Source organism: Arthrobacter sp. SLBN-100, assembly GCF_006715305.1.
GTDB lineage: Bacteria > Actinomycetota > Actinomycetes > Actinomycetales > Micrococcaceae > Arthrobacter.
Window position 1 is genome coordinate 1,189,253 of record NZ_VFMY01000001.1, and the last position, 21,657, is coordinate 1,210,909.

Below are 21,657 nucleotides of genomic sequence, written 5' to 3' on the forward strand. Positions count from 1 at the left end.
GCTGCTGCCGCGCCGCCCGGAACCTGCCGCCGTCGTACTTTCCCGCTTGGTTGCCGGGCGCGGTGGCGGCGGTCAGAGGCCCTGCCAGGCAGGTTTGTTGTCGTAGGTGTGGCGGTAAAAATCCGCCAGCTTCAACGCCGAGGCGGCAGCTTCGTCCAGCAAAACGGTGGTGTGGGGATGGAACTGCAGCACCGATGCCGGGCAGATGGCAGCCACCGGCCCTTCAACAAATTCCCGCACTGCTCGCGCCTTTTGCGCCCCCGTTGCCACCAGGATCACATGCCTGGCTTCCATGATGGTGCCCAGCCCCTGGGTGAGGACGTGGTGCGGGACCTCGGCGAGGCTGTTGAAGAACCGTGCGTTGTCCCGGCGTGTCTGTTCGATGAGGCTTTTGATCCGCGTGCGGGAGGCGAAGGAGGATCCGGGCTCGTTGAAACCGATGTGGCCGTCGGTGCCCACGCCCAGGAGTTGCAGATCGATGCCGCCCGCTGCAGCGATGGATTCCTCGTACGCCTGGCAGGCGGCGGGGATGTCAGCCGCCGTCCCGTCCGGGCCGTGGACGTGCTCCGGGGAGATGTTCACCCGGTCGGTGAACTCGCGCCGGATCACTTCACGGTAGGACTCCCGGTGGCCGGCGGGCAGGCCAACGTACTCATCCAGGGCAAAGCCGTGGGCCCGGCTGAAGTCCAGGCCTCCCCGGTCATGGCGGGCGGCCAGCTCATCATAGATGGGCAACGGCGAGGACCCGGTGGCCAGGCCGAGGACAGCGTCCGGTTTGTGCCGGAGCAGCTCCTCGATGGCGTCGGCTGCCAGCTTGCCGATCCGTTTGCTGCCGTTGAGGATAACGATTTCCATCTTGTTCCTTCCGGGGCCTTTTCAGCGGTTGACGGTGACCTGGGCCAGCAGCTCCGGCCCGCGGGCGTCCAGCCATTTCCCGCCCAGCCGCACACCGGTGACAAAAAGCGCAAGCCCCAGCAGGAGCCCCGCACCGAGGTTCAGCCAGCCGAAAAGACTGTTTCCGGTGGCCAGCTGGGCAACCAGGAGCGCCGCCTCGGGCAGGACCAGGACAAACAGAATTCCCATCCCGGCGAACTGCACCGCAAGGGTCTGGCCCACGTTTCCGGGCGGCTTCTTGAACGGACTGTCCCCAGGCAGCGGAACGGCCACTGTGTAGCGGGCCGACACCACGGAGGACAAACCCAGCCCCGTAAAGAGGATCCCCAGGCTCAATCCCAACTGGCCGGGCAAGGAAGCCCAGTCCGCGGTGAATGCGGCGCAGCCTATGGCGAACACCAGGACCACCGGAAGGGCGAAGGCCAGGCAGGCGAGTGCCCGGCCCAGCCGGTCGTCCACGCCCCGGACGCCGCTGGCCAGGTGCAGCGCGAAGGCGGTGTTGTCATAGGAGACATCGGCGGAGATGGACCAGGCCAGGATAAACGCCGTCAAGGGCGCCAGGAAGGCAAGGGTGCTGAAGTCGCCGGTCCGGGCGCCTTGGAACACCAGCAGCACGGGGAGCAGCGGTACCACAACGAGTGAGCCGGAGTAGCGGGGATCGCGGATCCAGTACGTGAGGGACCGGGCCATTACGGCGCCGGCGGGAACAGCGGGCAGGAGCCCGAACAGGCCCAGCTTTCCGGCCTTGCGCTTGCTGGCGCCGGAGTAGGGCGGGTTTACCAGGGCCCGTTCCAGCAGCAGTTTCCAGCACCAGGCCAGTCCGGCCAGGACTGCAACGGACATGAGCAGCTTCAGGGCGGCCGCTCCCGGCCGGCCGGCGTCGACATCCCCCGCGATCGACCACGGAGCACCCAGCGGAGTCCAGGACATCGTCTCTGCGAACTCCGGCAGGAAGCCGGCGGAGGCGGAGATTCCGCGGCTCAGTCCCGCCACGATCGGGCCCAGGAGGACCAAGGGCACCATAAACGCGATGCCACTGACGTCCTTGAAGCGCCGGGATGCGGCGAGCCTCGCAGTTGCCGTGGTGACCACCTTCGACAGCACGATGCAGGTCAACACCCCCAGCACTGCTCCCACGAGGGCTGCGAGCGAGGGCAGCACGCCGCGTGACCACGTCACCACCGTGGCCAGTGCCACCAGGGTGGTGGCCAGCCCGGGAATGCCGATCAGCCCGCCCAGTGCCAGCCCTGCCAGCATTTGCTTCATGGGAATGGCGAAGGTGGTGAAGCGTGCAGGATCGAGGGTCATGTCCGTGGCCGAAGCGACCACCGGAATGATTCCCCAGCCCAGGATGGCCGCCGATCCGCCGAGCACCACGGCTGTTTGGACCAGTTCGTGGTCTGCCCGGCGCAGCAGGACCAGCACCAACACCAGCATGGCCACCAGGCCCAGCGCATAAAGCCCGGCGAAGGCCATGCCCACCAACTGCCAGGGGCTGCGGCGGAGGCCGTTGCGCAACAGGGTCAGTTTGAGCCTTAGAAGATGCGCAACCATTCCAACCCTTCCGTGTGGCTGCGGCCGCCTACCAGCTGGACGAAACGGTCCTCGAGGGAGGCTCCGGCGCGCACCTCGTCCACGGTCCCCGCTGCCAGCAGCCGGCCGGCCGCCACCACGGCAACGTGGTCGCACATGCGCTGCACCAGGTCCATGACATGGCTCGAGACGATCACCGTTCCGCCGGAGGCCACGTAGCCGTCCAGGATGGAGCGGATATTGGCGGCAGAAACCGGGTCCACCGCCTCGAAGGGTTCGTCCAGCACCAGCAGCCGCGGCGCATGGATCAGCGCTGAGGCGAGGGCGATCTTTTTGGTCATGCCGGCGGAGTAGTCCACCACCAGGGTGCCCGCGTCCTGGGCCAGGTCCAGGGCTGCCAGCAGTTCCCCCACGCGGCTGGCCACCACGTCCTTGTCCATGCCACGCAGCAGTCCGGCGTACGTGACCAGTTGCTCGCCAGTAAGCCGGTCGAACAGCCGCACGCCGTCGGGCAGGATGCCCATCAACCGCTTGGCCTCCAGCGGCCGGGACCAGACGTCAACCCCGTGGACAACTGCCGTGCCGAAGTCAGGGCGCAGGAGCCCGGTGGCCATCGACAACGTGGTGGTCTTGCCGGCACCATTCGGGCCCACGATCCCGAAGAAGGAACCGGCCGGCACGTCCAGGCTGATGCCGTCCACTGCGATCTTCCGGCCAAAGCGCTTGGCCAGCCCGCGGATGGATAGCGCTGCTACGGGACGGGCCGGCTGGACCGGATCAGGGTGTTGGACCGGATCAGGGTGCTGGGCAGTCATGAAGCCAGACTAGTCCTCACCCCGCAGCCACGGGGTCCTCCTGACGGCAATCAGAAAGTCCGGCGCGGTACCGCGCGCTCGTACTGCGGCGCCCACCTGATGTCGTGGCCCAATTCAAACGCTGCGCGCAGCCACCAGTGCGGGTCCCGCAAGGCAGCCCGGGCGATGAAAACGCCGTCGGCCTGCCCTGTGGCGACCGCGTGCTCGGCCTGGCCGGCGGAGGTCAGCAGGCCCACAGTACCCGTGGGCACTCCGGCCTCGCTGCGGACAGCGGCGGAGAACCCCGTCTGGTAGCCGGGACCGGCCTTGATCTGCTGATGGGCCACGGCTCCGCCGCTGGAGACGTCGACGAGGTCCACACCATGGGCAGCCGCCTGCCGGGCCAGGCGCACGGAGGCTGCCAGGTCCACTCCGCCTTCGGCCCAGTCGCTCGCCGAGATCCTCAGCAGCAGGGGCATCGAATCAGGAATAACATCCCGCACCGCATCCACCACCGCAAGCATGAGCCTGTTCCGGCTTTCTTCGTCTCCGCCCCAAGTGTCAGTCCGCGCATTGATCAGCGGGCTCTGGAACTGGTGCAGCAGGTAGCCGTGCGCCCCGTGGATCTCCAAGGTGTCGAACCCGGCTTCAACGGCACGGACTGCAGCCGCGGCGAAGTCGTTGATGACTCCCCTGATCTGTTCCTCCGTCATTTCAGACGGCAAGGCATAGCCGTCGAAAGCAGACGGCGACGGTCCCACGGTGGTCCAGCCGCCGCCGGACTCCGGGACACTGCCCTGCTGGCCGGAGAAAGGCCAGTACGTGGAGGCCTTCCGGCCGGCATGGGCCAGCTGGGCACCGATTTTTGCGTCCGCCGCCCCGTAGCGGTGCACGAAGGAGGTGATCCGCTGCCAGGCCTCCGCCTGGGCGTCGTTGTACAGGCCGGCGTCCCGGGGACTGATCCGGCCTTCGGCGTTAACAGCCGCCGCCTCGGTGAGGATCAGCGCCGCGCCGCCGGCGGCGAAGGAGCCCAGGTGCATCAGGTGCCAGTCGTGCGGAACTCCCGGCGCGTCGTCGGGATCGCAGCTGTACTGGCACATGGGCGATACCCAGCCGCGGTGCTGGAGCTCCAGCGAACGGAGCTTGAGCGGCTCAAACAGTGCGGACACTAGAACAACACCCGGGCCAGGGCCTGCCGTGCCTTGGCCACGCGCTCGTCTGAGGCCCCTACCACCTCGAACAGCTCCAGCAGGCGCACGCGGGCGGTCTCCCGCTCCGGTCCGAAGTTCCTCCCGATGAAGCTGACCAGCCGGTTCAGCGCATCCTCCACATGCCCACCGGCAATGTCGAGGTCGGCAACGGCAAGCTGGGTCTCCAGGTTGTCCGGTTCATCGGCTGCCCGTGCGCGGAGGGCTTCGCTGTCCTGGGCCGTCAACGGCTGGAGGCGCAGCATCAGCTCCACCTGGGCCAGCCCGGCCTTAGCCTCGTGGTCGGACGGCATGTCGTTCAGCGCCTGGCGGTAGGCATCCGCCGCGGCCGCGTAGTCGCCTGCTTCGATGGCGTCAAAGGCGGCCTGGTGCAACGGCGGCGGCGGCGGGGGCTCCGCCTCGGCGCCGGCTCCCCCGCCCAGGCTGCCCGTCACACCATTTGCCGCCGCCACTTTCAACAGTTCGTCAAAGAGGCTGCGTACCTGCTGTTCGTCCGCACCGCCCTGGAACAGCGGGACCGGCTGCCCCTTCAGCACGGCAACGGCGGTGGGGACAGCCTGCACCTGGAAGGCCTGGGCCAGCTGCGGGAACGCTTCGATATCGGCAGCACCGAGGACCAGCCGCCCGCCGTAGCTGTCCACCACCTGCTCAAGGACGTCCAGCATCCCGGCCGACTCGGGCGAGTAGGAAGCCCAGAGGGCAAAAACCACGGGCACCTGGGCTGAGAGCTCCACCAGTTGCTGGAAATTGGCCTCAGTGACGTTGACCTTCAGTTCCGGAGCGCCGGGAGCCGAGCCGGGCTGTCCGCCGCCGGATCCGGTCGGCGGGGCGGACGGGCCAGACGGGGCCGGGCGCTGCTTCAGTGAGGAAAGGTCGACGGCGCCGCGCAGGTTAAGCAGGCTGGCAGCGGCAGGAGGGACTGGGCGGGAAGCTGGCGAACTCATGCTTTCCACTCTAGCCACTCCGGCCGCTGCCGGGGATACTGCAGAGACGGGGACTACTTGAAGCTGGCTCCCACCAGCCCGCGGGTTGCGGCAACGAGCTTCATGGGGTCGGTGGAGCCTGCCGGCGGGATGTACACCGCCATGGATTCGGCGAAACTGAGGACCATTCCGGTGGTGGTTTCCTTGCCGCCGGCCAAGGCCGCAGCGTCGTCGCCGATGGTCAACTTGTCACCGGCAGCCTTGGGAGTTCCCTCGAAACCGAAGTTGATCCGGCCCAGGACCAGGGCTCCGCCGTCGGCAGTACGGAACACAACAGTGCTTTCCGGAACCACCTTGTGCGTGAACGCGAAGTTTCCGTTCTCGCCGGCCTTGACCACCTCGGACTGGTAGGACAGGGTGTCGGCGATGTACGGCGAGGACTCACCCTCCACGAGCTTGTCCTTGAAGGCGGAATCTGCGCTGGTGAGCCTGTCGGCCAGGCCGGACATTGCTTCTTCACCGCTGTAGAGCAGCCCGGTCTTGTCACCGGCAGCCATGGTTTCCGTCCCGTCACGGTTGATGGTGGGGAAGGTCGTCCCGGGCTGCAGAGGATTCGTTTCCACGAGCTTGTAGTTCTCGCGCGGTGACGCCTGGACGAGGGTCAGCAGCTGCGGCACAACGTTGCCGTCACCCTGCGTCACGGCCAGCACGGACCGCGGCCACTCGCGGTCCTTCGTGACCACCGTGGTGAGGAGCTTGGTGGACCGGACGGGCATGCGTGCCTCGTAGGATCCCACCTGGGAGCGGATCTTGTAGTTCTGCGTCCGGACTTCCAACTCGGTCCCCCCTACCCGCTCGGCCAGCTTCGCGGCGTCCTTTGCCGCATCACCGGCGTCCGCAACGCTGGAGACCTGCTCCAGGATGCGGCGGAACTGGGCATCCAGCAGCACCGGCGAGCCGGCCTGCCCGGCGGCTGACGCCGCCGACGCCGGATCCGACGAGGGCGAGGGCGACGCTGCATGTGCCGCAGTACCGGCTCCGGCAGCCACAACCACCGTTGCCACTCCCGCTGCAACCATGCCCAGGGGCGAAGACGAGCGGGCCTCGGACCGGGCGCGGGCACGCTGGGCAAAACCGCTGCCCTTGCCATCGCCTTCACCGTTGCGCTTGGGGGCGGAGAGCAGGGCCAGGACGATGCCGCCCAGGATCAGGAGGGAGCCCAGCACCATCAGCGGGATGGCCCAGGGCGTGGAGGTATCGTTCGGGAACGTCATGGAGATGGAGGAGGGGGCCGGCTGGGTCCCGTCCGAAGCCAGCAGGAGCGTCCAGTCGCCGTCAGCCGGCGGCGTCCAGGAGTATTCCAGTTCTCCGCTGGCATTCTCGGCGGACACCCAGAGATCGGAGCCGGCCGGGCTCGGCGCAGTGGCCTCGCCGTCGGCATGTTCAACCTGGAGGGACTTTCCGTCCTCCGAAACCCCCGTGACGGTGTTGTGCGCCGTTTGCCCCACCCAGGCGTCCACGTCGTCGGGACGGCCTGCCGCGAGCAGGAAATTGCCGTCACCCTCGATATCGATCTTGACGGTTCCGCCGTGCAGGGTGCGCAGGTTCTGGTCTATGACGGTCAACGGCGCCGCCTGCCCATCAGCGGGCGCAGAGGCCGTGAACGTTTCGGAGGGGGCCCAGATGGTTTTCTGGCCGATGCCGGCCAGCAGTGTCAGGAGGCCGAGCAGCACAAGTGCGGCTGCAGTCTTTAAACGCAAGGGAACACCTATCATCAGCGGGGGTTTAGCTTCAATAGTAACCGTTCTGTTATCACGGCCCCCGATCGGCCGGCGCCACGGCACCGTCAGCGGCGCCCGGACAGCAGCCTTCCGCGGGTGTTGACAAGGCTGCTGATAGTGTTTGCGATGATCATCACACCGGACCGCGGACGCGGTGCCACGCACGGAACAGGCCCCCAAAACCAGTGACTGACAAGACGGACGAGTCCTCCGCGGCACCCGAGAATCCTCGAAGCCCGGAGCCTTCGGCAGCCGTTCCGCCGGTAGCCGCGGCAGCCCACCGGAGAGGTTCCGCAGCAGCTGCCCTCGGACTGGTAGTCCGCCGCCTTCGGCAGCCGCTGCCCGGGGCCCAGCCAAGGCTCCGGTTCGAAATGCCGCCGGAGTACTCACAGCACGAAGAGTCCACCGAGGATCCCGACGGCGTGAGCCGCCCCCAGTTCGGTGACCCCGGCCCCCGCATGTCCCCCCAGCATCCGCTCTACCTGGGCTTTATGGGCACTGTCGGCGTAGGGGTCGCACTGCTGGTCTATTGGGTCGGGTCGCACACCACGCAACTGCTCCTGTGGATCGTCGCGGCGCTCTTCATTGCCCTGGGCCTTGAACCGGTGGTCGGGTGGCTGGAAAGCCGCAGGATTCCACGTCCGGCCGGCATCCTGGTGTCCGTCAGCGTGCTCGTGGCTGCCGTCGTCGGTTTTTTTGCCACCCTGATCCCCACCATCGTGGAACAGGTCACCGAGATCGTGGAGCAGGCACCCATCTGGGTCCGGGACTTTATGAACTCGGACCTGTTCCGTACGCTGGATGACCAGTTCGGAGTCCGCGACCGGATCGCCGAAGAAGTCAACAAGTTCGTCAACGACCCCGAGGCCATGGGCGGAATCGCCGGCGGCGTGGTGGGATTCGGATCCACGGTAGCCAACGGATTATTCGGGGCCCTGATTGTCCTGGTGCTCAGCCTGTACTTCCTGGCAGCGCTGCCGGCGATGAAGAAGTGGGGCTACCGGCTTGCTCCGCGCTCGCGCCGCCATCGGGTGGAGGCATTGTCCGAGGAAATCACCAAATCAGTGGGCAACTACGTCATCGGACAGGCCTGCGTTGCCATCCTGAATGCCACGTTCGCCTTTATCGTGATGTCCGTCGTGGGGGTCCCGTTCGCCCTGCTGCTGGCGTTTGTGGTGGCACTGCTTGCCTTTATCCCGCTGGTGGGGGCCATGATCGCCGGCGTGGTGGTGGTCCTCATTGCCCTCACCGTGGGCTGGCAGACCGCCACGGTCTACGGCATCTGCTACTTCGCCTACCTGCAGTTCGAGGCGTACTTCATCTCGCCGCGCATCATGCAGAAGGCCGTGGCCGTACCGGGAGCGGTGGCCGTCATCTCCGTCATCGCAGGCGGCAGCCTGCTGGGTGTCCTGGGCGCCCTGATCGCTATTCCCACCGCGGCCGCCATTTTGCTGCTGATCAAGGAAATCTACATCGTCCGGCAGGACAAGCACTGAGGTACTGGAGCTCCCAAAGCGCGGCGCCCAGAGCAGCGCCGGCTATGGCACTGGACCTCTTGGAGCACTAGGCCGGCGCGTTGGCCACCGGCCCGTCCCATTCCTGCGGAAGGCTGGTTCCCACGGAGCCCGCGCCCGTGACCTCATGGACGATCTCGTTCAGCACCCGCCCGGCGTACTTCTCCCCCACCCACAGGTGCTTGGCACCCTTGACTCCCACCACGCGGGCTTGCGGCACCAGACTGAAGCGCTGCGCTGCTTCCGCAGGCTGAAGGTAGTCATCGTGCTCGGGCACCAGCACCTTGAGCGGCTTGCCGGACTGCGCCCACTGCTGGAGGTGGGAGTCCTTGGCCCGGTGCAGCGGCGGCGAGAGCAGGATGGCGCCCTCGATCTCAGACGCCACGGGTTCAACAGCCCCATACATCAGGGCAAGCTCGGTACCGAAGGACCAGCCCACCAGCCACCGGTTGGGCAACCCGCGTTCGACGGCGAAGCGGACGGCCGCCTCCACGTCATGCTGCTCCCCGATGCCCTCCTCAAAAGCTCCGGTACTCGTGCCGCGAGGGGATTCCGTGCCGCGCGTGTTGAACCGGAGCACCGCGATTCCGGCCAAGGCCGGCAGCCGGTAGGAGGCCTTGCGGTAAACATGCGAATCCATAAAACCGCCATGGGTAGGCAGCGGATGCAGGGTAATCAGGGTGGCGTTTACCGGTCCGGACTCAGGAAGCGCCAGTTCGCCCACCAGGGTATGCCCGTCTGCCGTCGTCATCTCCACGTTGGCGCGGGTGGCCGGCAGGACAGTGGAGGCACGGATGGGAGTGGGGCCGGTGGAGTGGCTGTATTCGTACGAGGCCGGATCAAAAGTCATGCCTGCCAGCTTAGCGACAGCGGGAGTCCTGCCGCCCGCGGGACCTAACGGTACCGGTAACTGCGGGTCATCCAGCAGTTGGTGTGCCAGTGGCGCCGCTCCGCCAGGCCGGCTGCCGCCCCGAAGAGGTGGTCGTCCTTCCAAACCACCAGATGCGCGACCCCGGGCACCACGGCAGTGGAGCACTCCGGGCAGATGTAGGTCTTCTCGGCGTTTTTGGCGGTCATGGTGCGGACCATCCATTCGCCGTCCGGCGCACTTTCCCGCCGGGCGATGCCGGCCCGGGCCCGTTCCAGGTCCAGTTCGGGAACGTCCCCGTTCGCTTTTCTTCCGCCCGCCCGGCCGGAAGCCGCCCCGGCTTTTCCGGACACTGGACGGCGGGGTCGGTTGGAACGCGGCATGCTTCCATTCTGCCCCAGCCCGGGCATCGCCAGCTCCCTCTGCCTTCTTCCGGACAGGTCCTGCGGCCGTGGCATGCTCCCGTCCGCACTCGCGTCCGCAGGAAGCCCCCGGGCAAGCGCCCGCCGCGCTAGACGGTAGTCTGTACGGCGTGCGACTTGTCATAGCCCGATGCTCCGTTGATTACGTTGGCCGGCTCAAAGCCCATCTTCCCCTTGCCACCAGGCTCCTGCTGGTCAAGGCCGACGGCTCCGTCCTGGTCCATTCGGACGGCGGCTCCTACAAGCCGCTGAACTGGATGAGCCCGCCGGCCACCCTGCGCGTCTCGTCCCCCGAGGACGTGGACCTTGAACTGGGAGTCGTTGAGCAGTGGACCGTGCAGTCTGCCAAGACAGATGACCGCCTCATCATCAACCTCCACGAGAAACTCAGTGAGTCATCGCATGACCTGGGCGTAGACCCCGGCCTCATCAAGGACGGCGTGGAGGCGGACCTGCAGCGGCTCCTGGCGGAGCAGATCGAAACGCTGGGCGAAGGCTATTCCCTGATCCGCCGTGAGTACTTCACGGCGATCGGGCCGGTGGACATCTTGGCCAGGGACGCGGACGGCGCCACAGTGGCCATCGAACTCAAGCGGCGCGGCGACATTGACGGCGTGGAGCAGCTCACACGCTACCTTGAACTGCTGAACCGCGATCCCCTGCTGGCGCCGGTCCGCGGGATCTTCGCTGCCCAGCAGATCAAGCCGCAGGCAAAGGTCCTGGCGAGGGACCGCGGAATTGACTGCATAACCCTCGACTACGACGCGATGCGCGGTGTGGACGACATTGAGTCGAGGCTTTTCTGACGCCGCCTTTAACCAGGGGGCAGGTAATCAGCAGGCTGCCCTTCCTGAGGCGCTGAATTCGTTCCAACAAGGACATTTAACCGGCTCTTAACCCAAAATTTATTCGTTTAGTTGCCCAAACCGTTGACCTTCGCGTACCGGCATGAAATTCTTATCTCAGTCTTTGTGTAGGTGTTTTCATGCTCGCAAGACATGTTGCGAGCGCGAAGCTCCTGCAGCGCCGGCCCCTTTTCGGGACGGCAATCCAGGATTCTTCTCGCGGAGTGACCAAGGCCGGCACGAGGTGTGCCGTTCTTAAAAAGTTCCACAATGAGGAGAAATAAATGGCACAGGGAACCGTCAAGTGGTTCAACGCTGAAAAGGGCTTCGGCTTCATTACCCCGGATGACTCCGACGGTGATGTCTTCGTTCACTACTCCGAGATCCAGACCGGCGGCTTCAAGACTCTCGACGAGAACCAGCGCGTTCAGTTCGAGATCGGCCAGGGCGCCAAGGGTCCCCAGGCAACGGGCGTTACGCTGGTTTAGTCCCCGCCGGGTGGCCGCTTAATGCGGCCATCAGCGAAACAATGGTTCCCGGCAATTATGCCGGGGGCCATTGTTGTTTAATTCAATGCCTTTCCAAGCAGGACAGGCGAACGCTATATGGGCGGGAATCCACTTCCCCACGGACCGTGAAGAGCCGGTTTATTGTTGCTAATCAGGCAGTTCAGTTCACCAGTTTGCGGACCAGTCGGGCGCCCTGCGGGAGGGAAAGCCCGGGCAGGTAGGCCCTTGTCAAGGCCCGGCCAATGGCCGGCAGGTACAACGCGTCCTGGTAATACAGGTAAAGGGTACGGTACTCGGGTTTGAACCGTGACTTGAATGCGGCCAGCGAACGGAACCCGTAGACCGGTTCCAGGGCGTGCCCCACCAGGTCGAGGATCCGGACCAGGTTATCCGCCTGGTCCTCGCGGCCGGAACCGTCGCCGGAGCCGGGCAGGCTGGCCAGCGGAGAACCTGAGAGGGAGATGACCTCGACGGAACCGCGCAGCTCAAGTACCGCGGAGGCGATGAGGAATTCCATCACGCCGGGAAAACCGTCGGCACCCCGGCGCATAACGTCCAGCGTCCTGCTGACCAGCCGCCCGCCGTCGTACACCGGCAACCAGCTGGTCACCCCGTGGACGGTGCCGCTGCCATCCACGGCGAGGCAGCACAGCACCTCCGGGTCGTCGAGCTCGTCGATTCCGCCCAGTGTAAAGCCCATCTCCGGAACCGTTTTTCCGGCAGCCCATTCCTCGGACACTTCGCTCAGCTTTGACCGAAGTGCCGCCGGCAGGGAGGCGTAGGTTCCCCAGACGGCTTCGACCCCCAGCTTCCCGGCCCTGTTCAGGGCGGTGCGGACATTCTGCCATTCCTTGCCCTTGAACTCGAGTTCGCGGATGGCCAGGCGCGTCTCCTGGGCCACGGGGACCCGGGAAAACCCGCGCTCCCGCAGCATCGGCCAGACCGTATCGTCGCAGGAGTAGAGCGCGGGGATCAGGGCCTGCCTGCTGCAGTAGGCGAGGAAGCCCTCCGTCACGTGCCCTTGGGCATCTGCCGGACCGAAGGCCCCGCCCAGTGTCAGTGCCACGCTGCCATGCCGTTGGAAAGCCACAGCGCCGCGTCCGTCAGGACTGAACCAGTAGCTGTTGGGTTCCCACAGCGCCATCCAGGAGATCGGCCCGCCGCCCTGATGAAGCAGGTTGCGCGCTGTGATCCGGTCCTGCCGCCCGGAATCGCTGCCGTGATGTCCGCCGAGGAGCATCCACCATACGGCCACCAGGGCAATCACCCAGAACACGGGGCCGGAGTAGGCGAAGAGAACGGCTTCCACACTGTTCCGGTCGGCAAAAACCCGGTGGTAGTGCTGCGGGATCGGCACCGGGACGTATTGCCTGGCCAGCTCGGCAAAAAGTCCCAGCAGGCCGCCGTCGCGCATCAGTCCCCCGGCCGACAACCAGGCGATGGCGTAGGCAGCGGCCAGGACCAGCCATGAACCTCCCACCACGAGTGCCAGCATCCGGCGGGCGGCTGGTACCGTCTGGACGCGGAACTGCCGCCGGTTAAGCCACAGGAGCACTGCCAACAGCAGGGGTACGCACACCAGGGGAAGAACGTGGGCAAAAGCGGAGCCCATGGGCGGCGCGGAGGTGCCGTGCGGCCGGGACGGAACCAGGGCAAACAGGGCCAGGTAGACGGCGGCCAGGGCGGTCACTGCGAGCTGGATGGCAATGGCGATGTTCAAGGCGAGGCGGCGGCCGCGGCGCATTCCGTCAGCGCAGATCAGCAACAGGACCACCGGAACCACTGCAAGCGCCAGCCCGAAGGGACCGGCAAAACCTGCCCGTCCGGCTTCCAGGCAGGATGCCTCCACCGTTGTTCCGCAGTTGAATGCCAGCTGGCTGAGGGTGGGCATCGGGTTCAGGACCACGTCCCGCAGGAGCGCCAGCGGCCCGGTGGGCGCCCGCGCGATGCCTGTGAGGATCGGTCCAACCGCAAAGACGGCAACAGTGAGGGCGAGGAGGTTTCGGGATTCACGCCCGGTGGAACGGTGGCGGTGCAGCTGGCCCTGATCTCCCTGGATCCACCAGCCGGCCAGGAGTCCCAGGACGGCGCCGATCAGGCCGATCACCGTTTCGGCGTGCCCGATGTACAGGACCAGGAGGATCGAAATGGAGAGCACGCCCGTCCGCAGCCTCCGCTGCCAGAGAACCGGCAGTCGGCCGGCTGCGGCAAGGCCGGCCGCCAGCACTGCCGGGTAGGGCCCGATCAGGATGTCATCGGCCATCCGGTCGAGCCATCCGTCGCCGACATAGCCCGCCAATTGGGTGATCAGCAGGAAGAGCGTGACGGCACCGAACTGGCCGCCGAGGAAAAGCGCCACGGCGGCGGCTGTCCCGAGCCTCCGCTCTGCCAGGCCCAGCAGCACGAGGATCATCAGCGATGCGGAGATATACGCGAGGGGGTTGGTGGCGAAGAAGAGGCTGGTAAAGAGGGACCACCAGTGGCCGGCACGCAGGCCCGGTCCGCTGACTCCGGCCCCGTCCAGCAACTGTTCCGGGGGCCCCGCAAGGTAGCTGCCGGTGACGGCACCGGCGGCCAGGAACACCGCGAGGACCGCCACAGAGAACGGCATCGACTTCAGCCCTGCGATGATCCGGTCCCGAGCCGGCCGAACCACTGTTGTCCAGGCCAGGGATGCGGTGCGTATCTGCTGTCCGGACGTCACTGGCCGAGTCCCCATCTGTCGGAGAGGAACTGCAGGGCATCGGCAATCCGCTTGGAGGACGTGTCCCAGGAATGGCCGGTGTGTTCCACTTCGTAGGCGCGGACGTCGAAACCCGCGCCCCGGGCAGCGGCGGCGAGGGTGTTGAGGTAGGCCACGAATTCGGGGTCGTCCTGCCCGGCAGTCAGGTACACGCCGCTGGTCTCAAAGCGCCGTTCTTTCATGATGGCCAGGGGGGTCTGCCGGTCGAATTCCTCCGGCTCCCCGGGGAAGGCGGCATCGATGGTCTTTTGCCGCTCCTTGGCCAGGGCCGGCTCGGCTTCCCCGGAAAACGACAGGACGGACGGGAACAGGTCCGGGTGACGGGTTCCCATCTGGAGTGCGCAGGTGCCGCCGAAGGAGAATCCGCCAATGGCCCACTGGCGGTGGTTGGTGTCCACGGCAAGGGTGGAACTGATCCAGGCGGGTACATCGCGGGAAAGATACGTATCAGCCTGCGCTATCCGGCTGTCCATGCACATGGTATTGGCAGACTGTGAGCCGTTCGGATCAGGAATCACCACCACCGGGGCCAGGCCACCGTGGGCTGCCGCGAAGGAGTCCATATGTCCGTCCAGCGCGCCTCCGGTGAGCCAGTCCGGCGGCCCGCCGGGCTGGCCGGCCACCAGGACCAGCACCGGAAGCGCCGGTCGGTTCTTGGCAAAGTACGCGGGCGGCAGATAGATGTAGGCGTCGCGGGTGGTCATACCGGAGGCGGTGCCGGGAATGGCAGCCTTGCGCAGGACTCCCCCGGCCGGAAGCTCACCCTGCGGTGCCCACCCCCGGAGCGGGACGCCGTCGGCCGCCCCCTGTTGCCGCATCAGGGCCGGTTCCAGCGTGGGGATCCGGGCCACGGCCGTGCCGAGGAGATCGCTCACGGTACGGTTCAGCCCGAAGTAGGCGTTGACCTGTACGGAGGACAGGGCTGCGACGAGCAGTACGGCGGCCAGGCCGGTGGCGCGGCGGCGCCAACTGCTTCGGGGCAGCCGGAGCAGCAGGAGGATCAAGGCAGCCACTGCGGGCACTATCCAGAGCAGGACCGTGTCCGGGATGTTTTCCGGGAAGACAGAGAAGAGATTGATGAGCGCCCAGTGGACCGTTGCCACCAAGGCGAAGGCTGCGGCGGCGGCGGCAATCACTTGGATGAACCAGCGCCGCCCGCCGGTGCGCGAGGGAGGGATGAGGAGGTATGCGGCTCCGGCCAGACCCAGGGCCAGGGAGGCCCAGTACACGGGGCCGTCGGTCAGCCGGATGTCAAAAACCCAGTCCACTTTGGCTAGCGCCAGGTGCCCACGCCGATGACCGGGCCGGCTTCCAGCCAGGAGGACAACCCGGCGTAGGCGTCGAACTTCATGGCCAGGCGGAGGTTCTGCCCCTCGTACCGGAGTTCAACGATGACGACGTCGGGCTGGACCTTCACTGCCTCGGCCTCCGTGGGCTTGCGGCGGCCCAGCAGTTCCAGTGAGTGACGCTTGAATTTGTGCTTCGGCCGGACACTCAGCGAGAACAGGCGGAACCACTCGAGGTCGTTGTCCTGATAACGACAAACCCCCACCTGCCAGCTGTTTCCAGCCATGCAAATGGAGGCGTCCACCGTGCCGAGGGCGCGCCGCAGGTTGAAGCGGCGCACCCCCGAAAGGCACAGTGCAAATACCAGCAATCCAAACGTGATTGCCATGGCGATGAACGGAAGACTCGGTGCGTCCATCAAGGTGGTGCTAGCGGATCCCAGCGGTAGCCGAGCCGCCCAGTTGGGCGTTGTCAGCGACGATAACCACGCGGTTGTTGTCCACGGAGAAGAATCCGCCGTCGACATCTACCGCAATACGGTCCCCGGACACCGGCTGGATAGCCAGTTCACCCTCGGCCAGGATCGCCAGCAGGGGCGAGTGGCCGGGCAGGATTCCGATTTCACCATCGCTGGTGCGGGCCTTGACCATCTTGGCCGCTCCGGACCACACGAAGTGGTCCGCTGCGACAATCTCAACCTCAAGCTCAGCCATATTACTTGGTCTGTTCCTGGATCTTGGCCCACTGGCGCTCAACGTCATCGAGGCCGCCGACGTTGAAGAACGCCTGCTCCGCGATGTGGTCCAGCTCGCCGTCGCAGATGGCGGTGAAGCCTTCCACGGTGTCCTTGATGGAAACCGTGGAGCCCTCGACGCCGGTGAACTGCTTGGCGGTGTAGGTGTTCTGCGAGAGGAACTGCTGGATGCGGCGTGCACGCGACACGACGATCTTGTCCTCTTCGGAGAGTTCGTCAACACCAAGGATGGCGATGATGTCCTGGAGTTCCTTGTTCTTCTGCAGGATCTGCTTCACCCGGACAGCCGTGGTGTAGTGGTCCTTGCCGATGTACTGGGGGTCCAGGATACGGGAAGTCGACGTCAGCGGGTCAACAGCCGGGTACAGGCCACGGGAGGCGATTTCACGGGAAAGTTCCGTGGTCGCATCCAGGTGTGCGAAGGTGGTGGCCGGCGCCGGGTCGGTGTAGTCATCTGCGGGGACGTAGATGGCCTGCATCGAGGTGATGGAGTGGCCCTTGGTGGACGTAATGCGCTCCTGCAGGAGGCCCATCTCGTCAGCCAGGTTGGGCTGGTAGCCCACAGCCGAAGGCATGCGGCCGAGGAGGGTGGAAACCTCGGAACCTGCCTGGGTGAAGCGGAAGATGTTGTCGATGAAGAGCAGCACGTCCTGGTTCTGCACATCGCGGAAGTACTCCGCCATGGTCAGCGCGGACAGGGCCACGCGCAGACGCGTTCCCGGCGGCTCGTCCATCTGGCCGAACACAAGGGCGGTGTCCTTGAGGACGCCTGCCTCTTCCATTTCGACCCAGAGGTCGTTACCTTCGCGGGTACGCTCACCCACACCGGCGAATACCGAGGTACCACCGAAGTTGCGGGCAACACGGGTGATCATTTCCTGGATCAGAACGGTCTTGCCCACGCCGGCGCCGCCGAACAGGCCGATCTTTCCACCCTTGATGTAGGGGGTGAGGAGGTCGATGACCTTGATGCCGGTTTCCAGCATCTCGGTGGAGCCTTCGAGGGAAGCGAAGTTCGGTGCCTTGCGGTGGATGGGCCAGCGTTCGCTGATCTGCAGTTCCGATTCGGCAACGTCCAGGGGCTGGCCCAGGACGTTGAAGATGTGGCCCTTGACGCCGTCGCCGACGGGTACGGAAATCGGCGCACCGGTGTCCACTACGTTGGTGCCGCGGACAAGTCCGTCGGTAGCCTGCAGGGAGATGGCGCGAATGAGGTTGTCGCCCAAGTGAAGGGCGGTCTCGAACGTGATGGTCTTGGTCTCACCGTTGAGAGTGATCTCGGTGGTGAGTGCGTTGTAGATGGACGGGATTGCGTCAGCCGGGAATTCGACGTCGACAACCGGGCCGATTACGCGCGCAATGCGGCCGGTGGCACCGGACGTTGCGGCTACGTGTTCGGTAGCAGTGGCAGTCATCTCTCTCACTTCACTCAGTAGATGGCGTGGATTTAAGTTTATCTGTGGTGGTGCAGGTCCAGCGGAACCGGGTGCTGCAGGCTAGGACGCGAGGGCGTCGGCGCCGGCAACGATCTCGGAAAGCTCCTGCGTAATTTCAGCCTGGCGGGCCGTGTTGCGCAGACGCGTGTACTTCTTGATGAGGTCCGTGGCGTTGTCGCCTGCGGACTTCATGGCCCGCTGGCGTGCAGCAAGCTCGGAAGCTGCTGCCTGCAGCATGGCCGCGAAGATGCGTGACTCGATGTAGCGCGGCAGCAGGGCGTCAAGAACACGCTCGGTTTCCGGCTCGAACTCGTACAGCGGCAACAGGTCCGATTCAGAAGCTGCCTGCTCTTCCACTACTTCCAGCGGAAGCAGGCGGATGACCGTGGGCTCCTGGGTAACCATGGACTTGAAGCGGGTGTACACCACGTGGATCTCGTCCACGCCGCCCTCTTCATAGTCGGTGGCGAATTCCGTGAGCAGCGCCTCGCCGATTTCACGGGCGGTGGCGAACTCCGGTGCGTCGGTGCCTCCGGTCCAGACCCGTGAGTATTCGCGGTTCCGGAAGTCGAAGTAGGCCTGCGCCTTGCGTCCGACGAGGTACGTCTTGACTTCCTTGCCTTCAGCGTGGAGCAGCTCGTTGAGACCTTCCGCCTGCTTGAGCACGCTTGCCGAGTAGGATCCGGCCAGGCCGCGGTCCGAGGTGATTACCAGGACGGCGGCACGGCGGATCTGCTCCGGCTCAGTGGTCAGCGGGTGGTCGATTTCGCTTTGGCTGGCGACAGCAGAAACGGCGCGCGTGATCGCGTTCGCGTAAGGCAGTGAAGCTGCTACGCGCGCACGGGCCTTGCCGATGCGCGAGGTAGCGATCAGTTCCATCGCCTTGAAGATCTTGCGCATCGACGTGGTCGAGCTGATCTTCTGGCGGTAGACCCGAATCTGGGCTCCCATACTTATCCTTTCCTAACATTCCCTAAACCGGGTGTGCCGGACCTTTGCGGCCCGGCACACCCGGTCAGTGGAATTAGCGCTTCTGCTTGACAATCTTTTCCTGGTCTACGTCGCCCTCGGAGATAGCGTCATGCTCCTCGTGGCCGGCGCCTACCAGGTGGTTGTCACCCTCGCCGAAAAAGCCCTTCTTGAAGTCCACGATGGCGGACTTCAGAGCTGCAACGGTGTCATCGTCCAGCACGTTGGTCTGCGCCAGCGTGGTGAGGATGGAGGACTTGTGGGACAGGTGCTCCAGGAACTCCGACTCGAAGCGGCTGATGTCCTCAACCGGCACGTCATCGAGGTAGCCGTTGGTGCCTGCCCAGATGGAGACAACCTGGTTCTCCACCGGGAACGGCGAGTACTGGCCCTGCTTGAGCAGTTCCATCAGGCGTGCACCACGGGTGAGCTGCTGGCGTGAAGCGGCGTCCAGGTCCGAGGCGAACATGGCGAATGCCTGCATGTCGCGGTACTGGGCCAGGTCCAGCTTCAACGTGCCGGAAACCTTCTTCATGGACTTCACCTGTGCGGCACCGCCTACGCGGGACACCGACACACCAACGTCAACAGCGGGACGCTGGTTGGCGTTGAAGAGGTCCGACTGGAGGAAGATCTGGCCGTCGGTGATGGAGATCACGTTGGTGGGGATGTAGGCCGAAACGTCGTTGGCCTTCGTTTCGATCAGCGGCAAACCGGTCATGGAACCTGCGCCCAGCTCGTCGGAGAGCTTCGCGCAACGCTCCAGCAGGCGGGAGTGCAGGTAGAAGACGTCACCCGGGTAGGCTTCGCGTCCCGGCGGGCGGCGGAGCAGCAGCGACACTGCACGGTACGCCTCTGCCTGCTTGGACAGGTCATCAAACACGATGAGGACGTGCTTGCCGCCGTACATCCAGTGCTGGCCGATGGCCGAACCGGCGTACGGTGCGAGGTACTTGAAGCCTGCGGGGTCCGATGCGGGGGACGCCACGATGGTGGTGTACTCCAGCGCGCCGTTGTCCTCGAGGGTCTGGCGGATGGCGGCAATGGTTGACGCCTTCTGGCCGATTGCCACGTAGATGCAGCGGACCTGCTTGGTCACATCGCCCGAAGCCCAGTTGGCCTTCTGGTTGATGATGGTGTCGATCGCGATCGCGGACTTGCCGGTCTGGCGGTCACCAATGATCAGCTGGCGCTGGCCGCGGCCGATCGGAATCATGGCGTCGATGGCCTTGAGTCCGGTCTGCATCGGCTCATGCACCGACTTGCGCTGGGTCACGCCGGGAGCCTGCAGCTCCAGTGCGCGGGTGGTCTCGGCCTTGATCTCGCCGAGGTCATCGATGGGCACGCCCAGCGGGTCGACAACGCGGCCGAGGAAGGCGTCACCGACGGGAACGGACAGAACCTGTCCCGTCCGGTGGACTTCCTGGCCTTCTTCGATGCCGGTGAAGTCGCCGAGGATAATAACGCCGATTTCGCGGACGTCCAGGTTCTGGGCCAGGCCCAGGGTACCGTCCTCGAAGCGCAGCAGCTCGTTCGCCATGACCGAGGGAAGGCCCTCAACACGGGCGATGCCGTCACCAGCGGTGGTTACGCGGCCGACCTCTACGCGCTCTGCGTTTCCGGGTTCGTAGGACGCCGCGAACTCGTTCAGCGCATTACGGACGTCGTCGGCGTTGATGGTCAATTCGGCCATCTGCAGTCCCTGCTCTCCTGTTTGTGATCATCGTTGTCCACGATGACCGGGGTTTCTATCAGTTGTGTTGTGCTTGTCCGGCTAGCCGGCCAGCTGGCGTTGCAGCTCGCCCAGGCGGGTGATGACCGAAGCATCGAGCACTTCGTCACCGACCTGGACGCGGATGCCACCAATGAGTGCCGGGTCAACGTTGACGTTGACCTTCAGTTCCCGCCCGTACAGCGCATTCAGGCCCGCCTGGAGGCGTGCAAGCTGCGTTGCTGTCAGAGGACGGGTCACGCTGACCGTTGCAATCCAGCGCTGCTGCCGCTTGGCCGCCAGCTCGGCGAACCGTTCCACCAGCCGGGTGGGCTTGATGCCGCGGGGCTGGGTGACTGCCTGCGAGATGAGGACCTTTGCTTCCTCGCTCACGCCGGGCACCAGCCTCTCGGCCAGCGTGGCCTTGGCTGCAGCGCTGGCCTGTGGTTCGGACAGAGCACGTTGTACCTCGTGGCGGGAGGCAACGGCCTGGTTGAAGGAGAACAGATCGTTCTCCAGCTCTTCCAGGCCAGAGATTCCGGAGGCAGAAACGGCCGACTTGTTTTCAGCAACGGAAATGACCACCGTTGCGGCAAGAGTCTCGAGTGCATCGCCGATATCCCGGGCGTTTGCCCAGCGTGAGCTGGCCAGTCCGCCCGCGATGTCTGCAGCATCAGCGGAGACTTTTCCGCCAACCAGCTGCCTGACCAGCGCCGACTTTTCGTCACCGTTGCGGGACGGGTCAGTCAGGGCGCGGCGCAAGCCAGCCGAGCTGTCCACCATTCCCAGAATTCCGAAGAGTTCCTTTGCCAGCTGCAGCGACGCCGTCGGAAGCTTTGCTTCCAGCGAGGCCAGGGCTGTTGCCAGCGATTCGCTCGATACGCCTGCCATTACTTAGCTGCACCTGCGCTCTGGGTCTCCAGATCTGCCAGGAAGCGGTCCACTACCCGTGCTGCGCGTTCGTCGTCATTCAGTGTTTCACCGACGATTCGGCCGGCAAGGGTGGTGGCCAGGGTGCCTACCTCCGAACGCAGGGACACAACAGCCGCCTGGCGCTCGGATTCGATCTGGGCATGGGCCTGGGCCGTGATGCGGGCAGACTCTGCAGCTGCCTTCTCCTTGAGATCCGCGAGGATCTGGGCACCTTCGGCGCGGGCTTCCTCACGGATGCGGTTGGCTTCGGCGCGGGCGTCGGTCAGCTGCTGCTTGTACTCTTCGAGTGCAGCAGACGCCTCAGCCTGGGCCTTTTCAGCCTTTGCAATGCCGCCTTCGATAGCCTCGGCACGCTCGGCGAAGGTCTTCTCGAACATCGGGACAACGAACTTGACCACGATGAACATGAGAATGGCGAAGCCCACGAGGGTAACGCCCATTTCCCAGAGGTTGGGAACCAGGGGGTTGACTTCGCCCTCAGTGGCGGCTGAGATGATCAGCTGATTCATATTTCACCCGTCCTTTTCTACTCG

Annotated in this window: 20 protein-coding genes; 3 read left to right on the forward strand and 17 right to left on the reverse strand. The window is 65.3% G+C overall.

The window, feature by feature from the left end:
* Nucleotides 1-72: 72 nt before the first annotated feature.
* From nagB to FBY31_RS05535, 6 genes are read right to left on the reverse strand one after another with little or no spacing between them, the layout of a single operon-like run.
* Entirely contained in the window at nt 73-855 is a 783-nt protein-coding gene (nagB, locus tag FBY31_RS05510) for a glucosamine-6-phosphate deaminase (RefSeq protein ID WP_142037879.1), read from the reverse strand.
* 21 nt (nt 856-876) lie between these two features.
* Nucleotides 877-2,448, reverse strand: a complete 1,572-nt coding sequence (locus FBY31_RS05515; RefSeq protein ID WP_142037882.1) for a transporter — start codon at nt 2,446-2,448, stop codon at nt 877-879.
* A complete protein-coding gene (locus tag FBY31_RS05520; RefSeq protein ID WP_142037884.1) occupies nt 2,430-3,242 on the reverse strand; it encodes an ABC transporter ATP-binding protein in 813 nt (270 codons plus the stop codon). Before FBY31_RS05520 ends, FBY31_RS05515 begins: the two co-directional genes overlap by 19 nt.
* Nucleotides 3,243-3,292: 50 nt before the next feature.
* Nucleotides 3,293-4,390 (reverse strand): NADH:flavin oxidoreductase/NADH oxidase, encoded by a 1,098-nt coding sequence (locus tag FBY31_RS05525; protein WP_142037887.1) that lies wholly within the window; start codon nt 4,388-4,390, stop codon nt 3,293-3,295.
* Complete coding sequence (locus FBY31_RS05530; protein ID WP_142037889.1) at nt 4,390-5,373, reverse strand: tetratricopeptide repeat protein; 984 nt, start codon at nt 5,371-5,373, stop codon at nt 4,390-4,392. The genes FBY31_RS05525 and FBY31_RS05530 overlap by 1 nt, the downstream gene beginning before the upstream one ends.
* 53 nt (nt 5,374-5,426) lie before the next feature.
* Complete coding sequence (locus tag FBY31_RS05535; RefSeq protein ID WP_200833314.1) at nt 5,427-7,127, reverse strand: hypothetical protein; 1,701 nt, start codon at nt 7,125-7,127, stop codon at nt 5,427-5,429.
* A 191-nt stretch (nt 7,128-7,318) separates the two neighbouring features.
* On the opposite strand from FBY31_RS05535, the gene FBY31_RS05540 reads away from it, so the two are divergent.
* Complete coding sequence (locus FBY31_RS05540) at nt 7,319-8,629, forward strand: AI-2E family transporter (protein ID WP_200833315.1); 1,311 nt, start codon at nt 7,319-7,321, stop codon at nt 8,627-8,629.
* A 67-nt stretch (nt 8,630-8,696) separates the two neighbouring features.
* Here FBY31_RS05540 and FBY31_RS05545 read toward each other — a convergent pair whose 3' ends face one another.
* Together FBY31_RS05545 and FBY31_RS05550 are read right to left on the reverse strand one after the other, a co-directional pair.
* Nucleotides 8,697-9,497, reverse strand: a complete 801-nt coding sequence (locus FBY31_RS05545; RefSeq protein ID WP_142037892.1) for an alpha/beta hydrolase — start codon at nt 9,495-9,497, stop codon at nt 8,697-8,699.
* A 44-nt stretch (nt 9,498-9,541) separates the two neighbouring features.
* Nucleotides 9,542-9,898: an ATP/GTP-binding protein gene (locus FBY31_RS05550; RefSeq protein WP_142037895.1), complete on the reverse strand. Its 357-nt coding sequence runs from the start codon at nt 9,896-9,898 to the stop codon at nt 9,542-9,544.
* A gap of 149 nt (nt 9,899-10,047) precedes the next feature.
* Between FBY31_RS05550 and nucS the strand changes: the two genes are divergently transcribed.
* Both nucS and FBY31_RS05560 read left to right on the forward strand, forming a co-directional pair.
* Nucleotides 10,048-10,743: an endonuclease NucS gene (gene nucS / locus FBY31_RS05555; RefSeq protein WP_142037898.1), complete on the forward strand. Its 696-nt coding sequence runs from the start codon at nt 10,048-10,050 to the stop codon at nt 10,741-10,743.
* 323 nt (nt 10,744-11,066) lie between these two features.
* A complete protein-coding gene (locus FBY31_RS05560) occupies nt 11,067-11,270 on the forward strand; it encodes a cold-shock protein (RefSeq protein ID WP_011692441.1) in 204 nt (67 codons plus the stop codon).
* 181 nt (nt 11,271-11,451) lie between these two features.
* On the opposite strand, the gene FBY31_RS05565 is transcribed toward FBY31_RS05560, so the two are convergent.
* The 9 genes from FBY31_RS05565 to FBY31_RS05605 all read right to left on the reverse strand — a co-directional run bounded on the left by FBY31_RS05565 (nt 11,452) and on the right by FBY31_RS05605 (nt 21,633).
* Complete coding sequence (locus FBY31_RS05565; protein ID WP_142037902.1) at nt 11,452-14,010, reverse strand: bifunctional lysylphosphatidylglycerol flippase/synthetase MprF; 2,559 nt, start codon at nt 14,008-14,010, stop codon at nt 11,452-11,454.
* A complete protein-coding gene (locus tag FBY31_RS05570) occupies nt 13,992-15,302 on the reverse strand; it encodes an alpha/beta hydrolase (RefSeq protein ID WP_142037906.1) in 1,311 nt (436 codons plus the stop codon). Before FBY31_RS05570 ends, FBY31_RS05565 begins: the two co-directional genes overlap by 19 nt.
* A 5-nt stretch (nt 15,303-15,307) precedes the next feature.
* Entirely contained in the window at nt 15,308-15,739 is a 432-nt protein-coding gene (locus FBY31_RS05575; RefSeq protein ID WP_142037909.1) for a DUF2550 domain-containing protein, read from the reverse strand.
* A gap of 10 nt (nt 15,740-15,749) precedes the next feature.
* Entirely contained in the window at nt 15,750-16,034 is a 285-nt protein-coding gene (locus tag FBY31_RS05580) for a F0F1 ATP synthase subunit epsilon (RefSeq protein WP_018760117.1), read from the reverse strand.
* A gap of 1 nt (nt 16,035) precedes the next feature.
* On the reverse strand, nt 16,036-17,490 hold the full coding sequence (gene atpD / locus FBY31_RS05585; RefSeq protein ID WP_142037911.1) for a F0F1 ATP synthase subunit beta: 1,455 nt from the start codon (nt 17,488-17,490) through the stop codon (nt 16,036-16,038).
* 81 nt (nt 17,491-17,571) lie between these two features.
* Nucleotides 17,572-18,462: a F0F1 ATP synthase subunit gamma gene (locus tag FBY31_RS05590; RefSeq protein ID WP_142037914.1), complete on the reverse strand. Its 891-nt coding sequence runs from the start codon at nt 18,460-18,462 to the stop codon at nt 17,572-17,574.
* Between the two features lie 73 nt (nt 18,463-18,535).
* Nucleotides 18,536-20,173 carry a F0F1 ATP synthase subunit alpha gene (gene atpA, locus FBY31_RS05595; protein ID WP_142037917.1) on the reverse strand — a complete coding sequence of 546 codons (1,638 nt, stop codon included), beginning with the start codon at nt 20,171-20,173 and terminating at the stop codon, nt 18,536-18,538.
* Between the two features lie 81 nt (nt 20,174-20,254).
* The gene (locus tag FBY31_RS05600; RefSeq protein ID WP_142037920.1) at nt 20,255-21,082 is read right to left on the reverse strand and encodes a F0F1 ATP synthase subunit delta; all 828 of its coding nucleotides are present in this window, start codon (nt 21,080-21,082) and stop codon (nt 20,255-20,257) included.
* Nucleotides 21,082-21,633 (reverse strand): F0F1 ATP synthase subunit B, encoded by a 552-nt coding sequence (locus tag FBY31_RS05605; protein WP_142037923.1) that lies wholly within the window; start codon nt 21,631-21,633, stop codon nt 21,082-21,084. The genes FBY31_RS05600 and FBY31_RS05605 overlap by 1 nt, the downstream gene beginning before the upstream one ends.
* Between the last annotated feature and the right edge of the window lie 24 nt (nt 21,634-21,657).

What these genes read in the sequence shown, in the direction of transcription:
- nagB (WP_142037879.1), bottom strand. Translation starts at nt 855, where the DNA reads ATGGAAATCGTTATCCTCAACGGCAGCAAACGGATCGGCAAGCTGGCA.
- FBY31_RS05515 (WP_142037882.1), bottom strand. Translation starts at nt 2,448, where the DNA reads ATGGTTGCGCATCTTCTAAGGCTCAAACTGACCCTGTTGCGCAACGGC.
- FBY31_RS05520 (WP_142037884.1), bottom strand. Translation starts at nt 3,242, where the DNA reads ATGACTGCCCAGCACCCTGATCCGGTCCAACACCCTGATCCGGTCCAG.
- FBY31_RS05530 (WP_142037889.1), bottom strand. Translation starts at nt 5,373, where the DNA reads ATGAGTTCGCCAGCTTCCCGCCCAGTCCCTCCTGCCGCTGCCAGCCTG.
- FBY31_RS05535 (WP_200833314.1), bottom strand. Translation starts at nt 7,127, where the DNA reads ATGATAGGTGTTCCCTTGCGTTTAAAGACTGCAGCCGCACTTGTGCTG.
- FBY31_RS05545 (WP_142037892.1), bottom strand. Translation starts at nt 9,497, where the DNA reads ATGACTTTTGATCCGGCCTCGTACGAATACAGCCACTCCACCGGCCCC.
- FBY31_RS05550 (WP_142037895.1), bottom strand. Translation starts at nt 9,898, where the DNA reads ATGCCGCGTTCCAACCGACCCCGCCGTCCAGTGTCCGGAAAAGCCGGG.
- FBY31_RS05560 (WP_011692441.1), top strand. Translation starts at nt 11,067, where the DNA reads ATGGCACAGGGAACCGTCAAGTGGTTCAACGCTGAAAAGGGCTTCGGC.
- FBY31_RS05565 (WP_142037902.1), bottom strand. Translation starts at nt 14,010, where the DNA reads ATGGGGACTCGGCCAGTGACGTCCGGACAGCAGATACGCACCGCATCC.
- FBY31_RS05575 (WP_142037909.1), bottom strand. Translation starts at nt 15,739, where the DNA reads ATGGACGCACCGAGTCTTCCGTTCATCGCCATGGCAATCACGTTTGGA.
- FBY31_RS05580 (WP_018760117.1), bottom strand. Translation starts at nt 16,034, where the DNA reads ATGGCTGAGCTTGAGGTTGAGATTGTCGCAGCGGACCACTTCGTGTGG.
- atpD (WP_142037911.1), bottom strand. Translation starts at nt 17,490, where the DNA reads ATGACTGCCACTGCTACCGAACACGTAGCCGCAACGTCCGGTGCCACC.
- FBY31_RS05590 (WP_142037914.1), bottom strand. Translation starts at nt 18,462, where the DNA reads ATGGGAGCCCAGATTCGGGTCTACCGCCAGAAGATCAGCTCGACCACG.
- atpA (WP_142037917.1), bottom strand. Translation starts at nt 20,173, where the DNA reads ATGGCCGAATTGACCATCAACGCCGACGACGTCCGTAATGCGCTGAAC.
- FBY31_RS05600 (WP_142037920.1), bottom strand. Translation starts at nt 21,082, where the DNA reads ATGGCAGGCGTATCGAGCGAATCGCTGGCAACAGCCCTGGCCTCGCTG.
- FBY31_RS05605 (WP_142037923.1), bottom strand. Translation starts at nt 21,633, where the DNA reads ATGAATCAGCTGATCATCTCAGCCGCCACTGAGGGCGAAGTCAACCCC.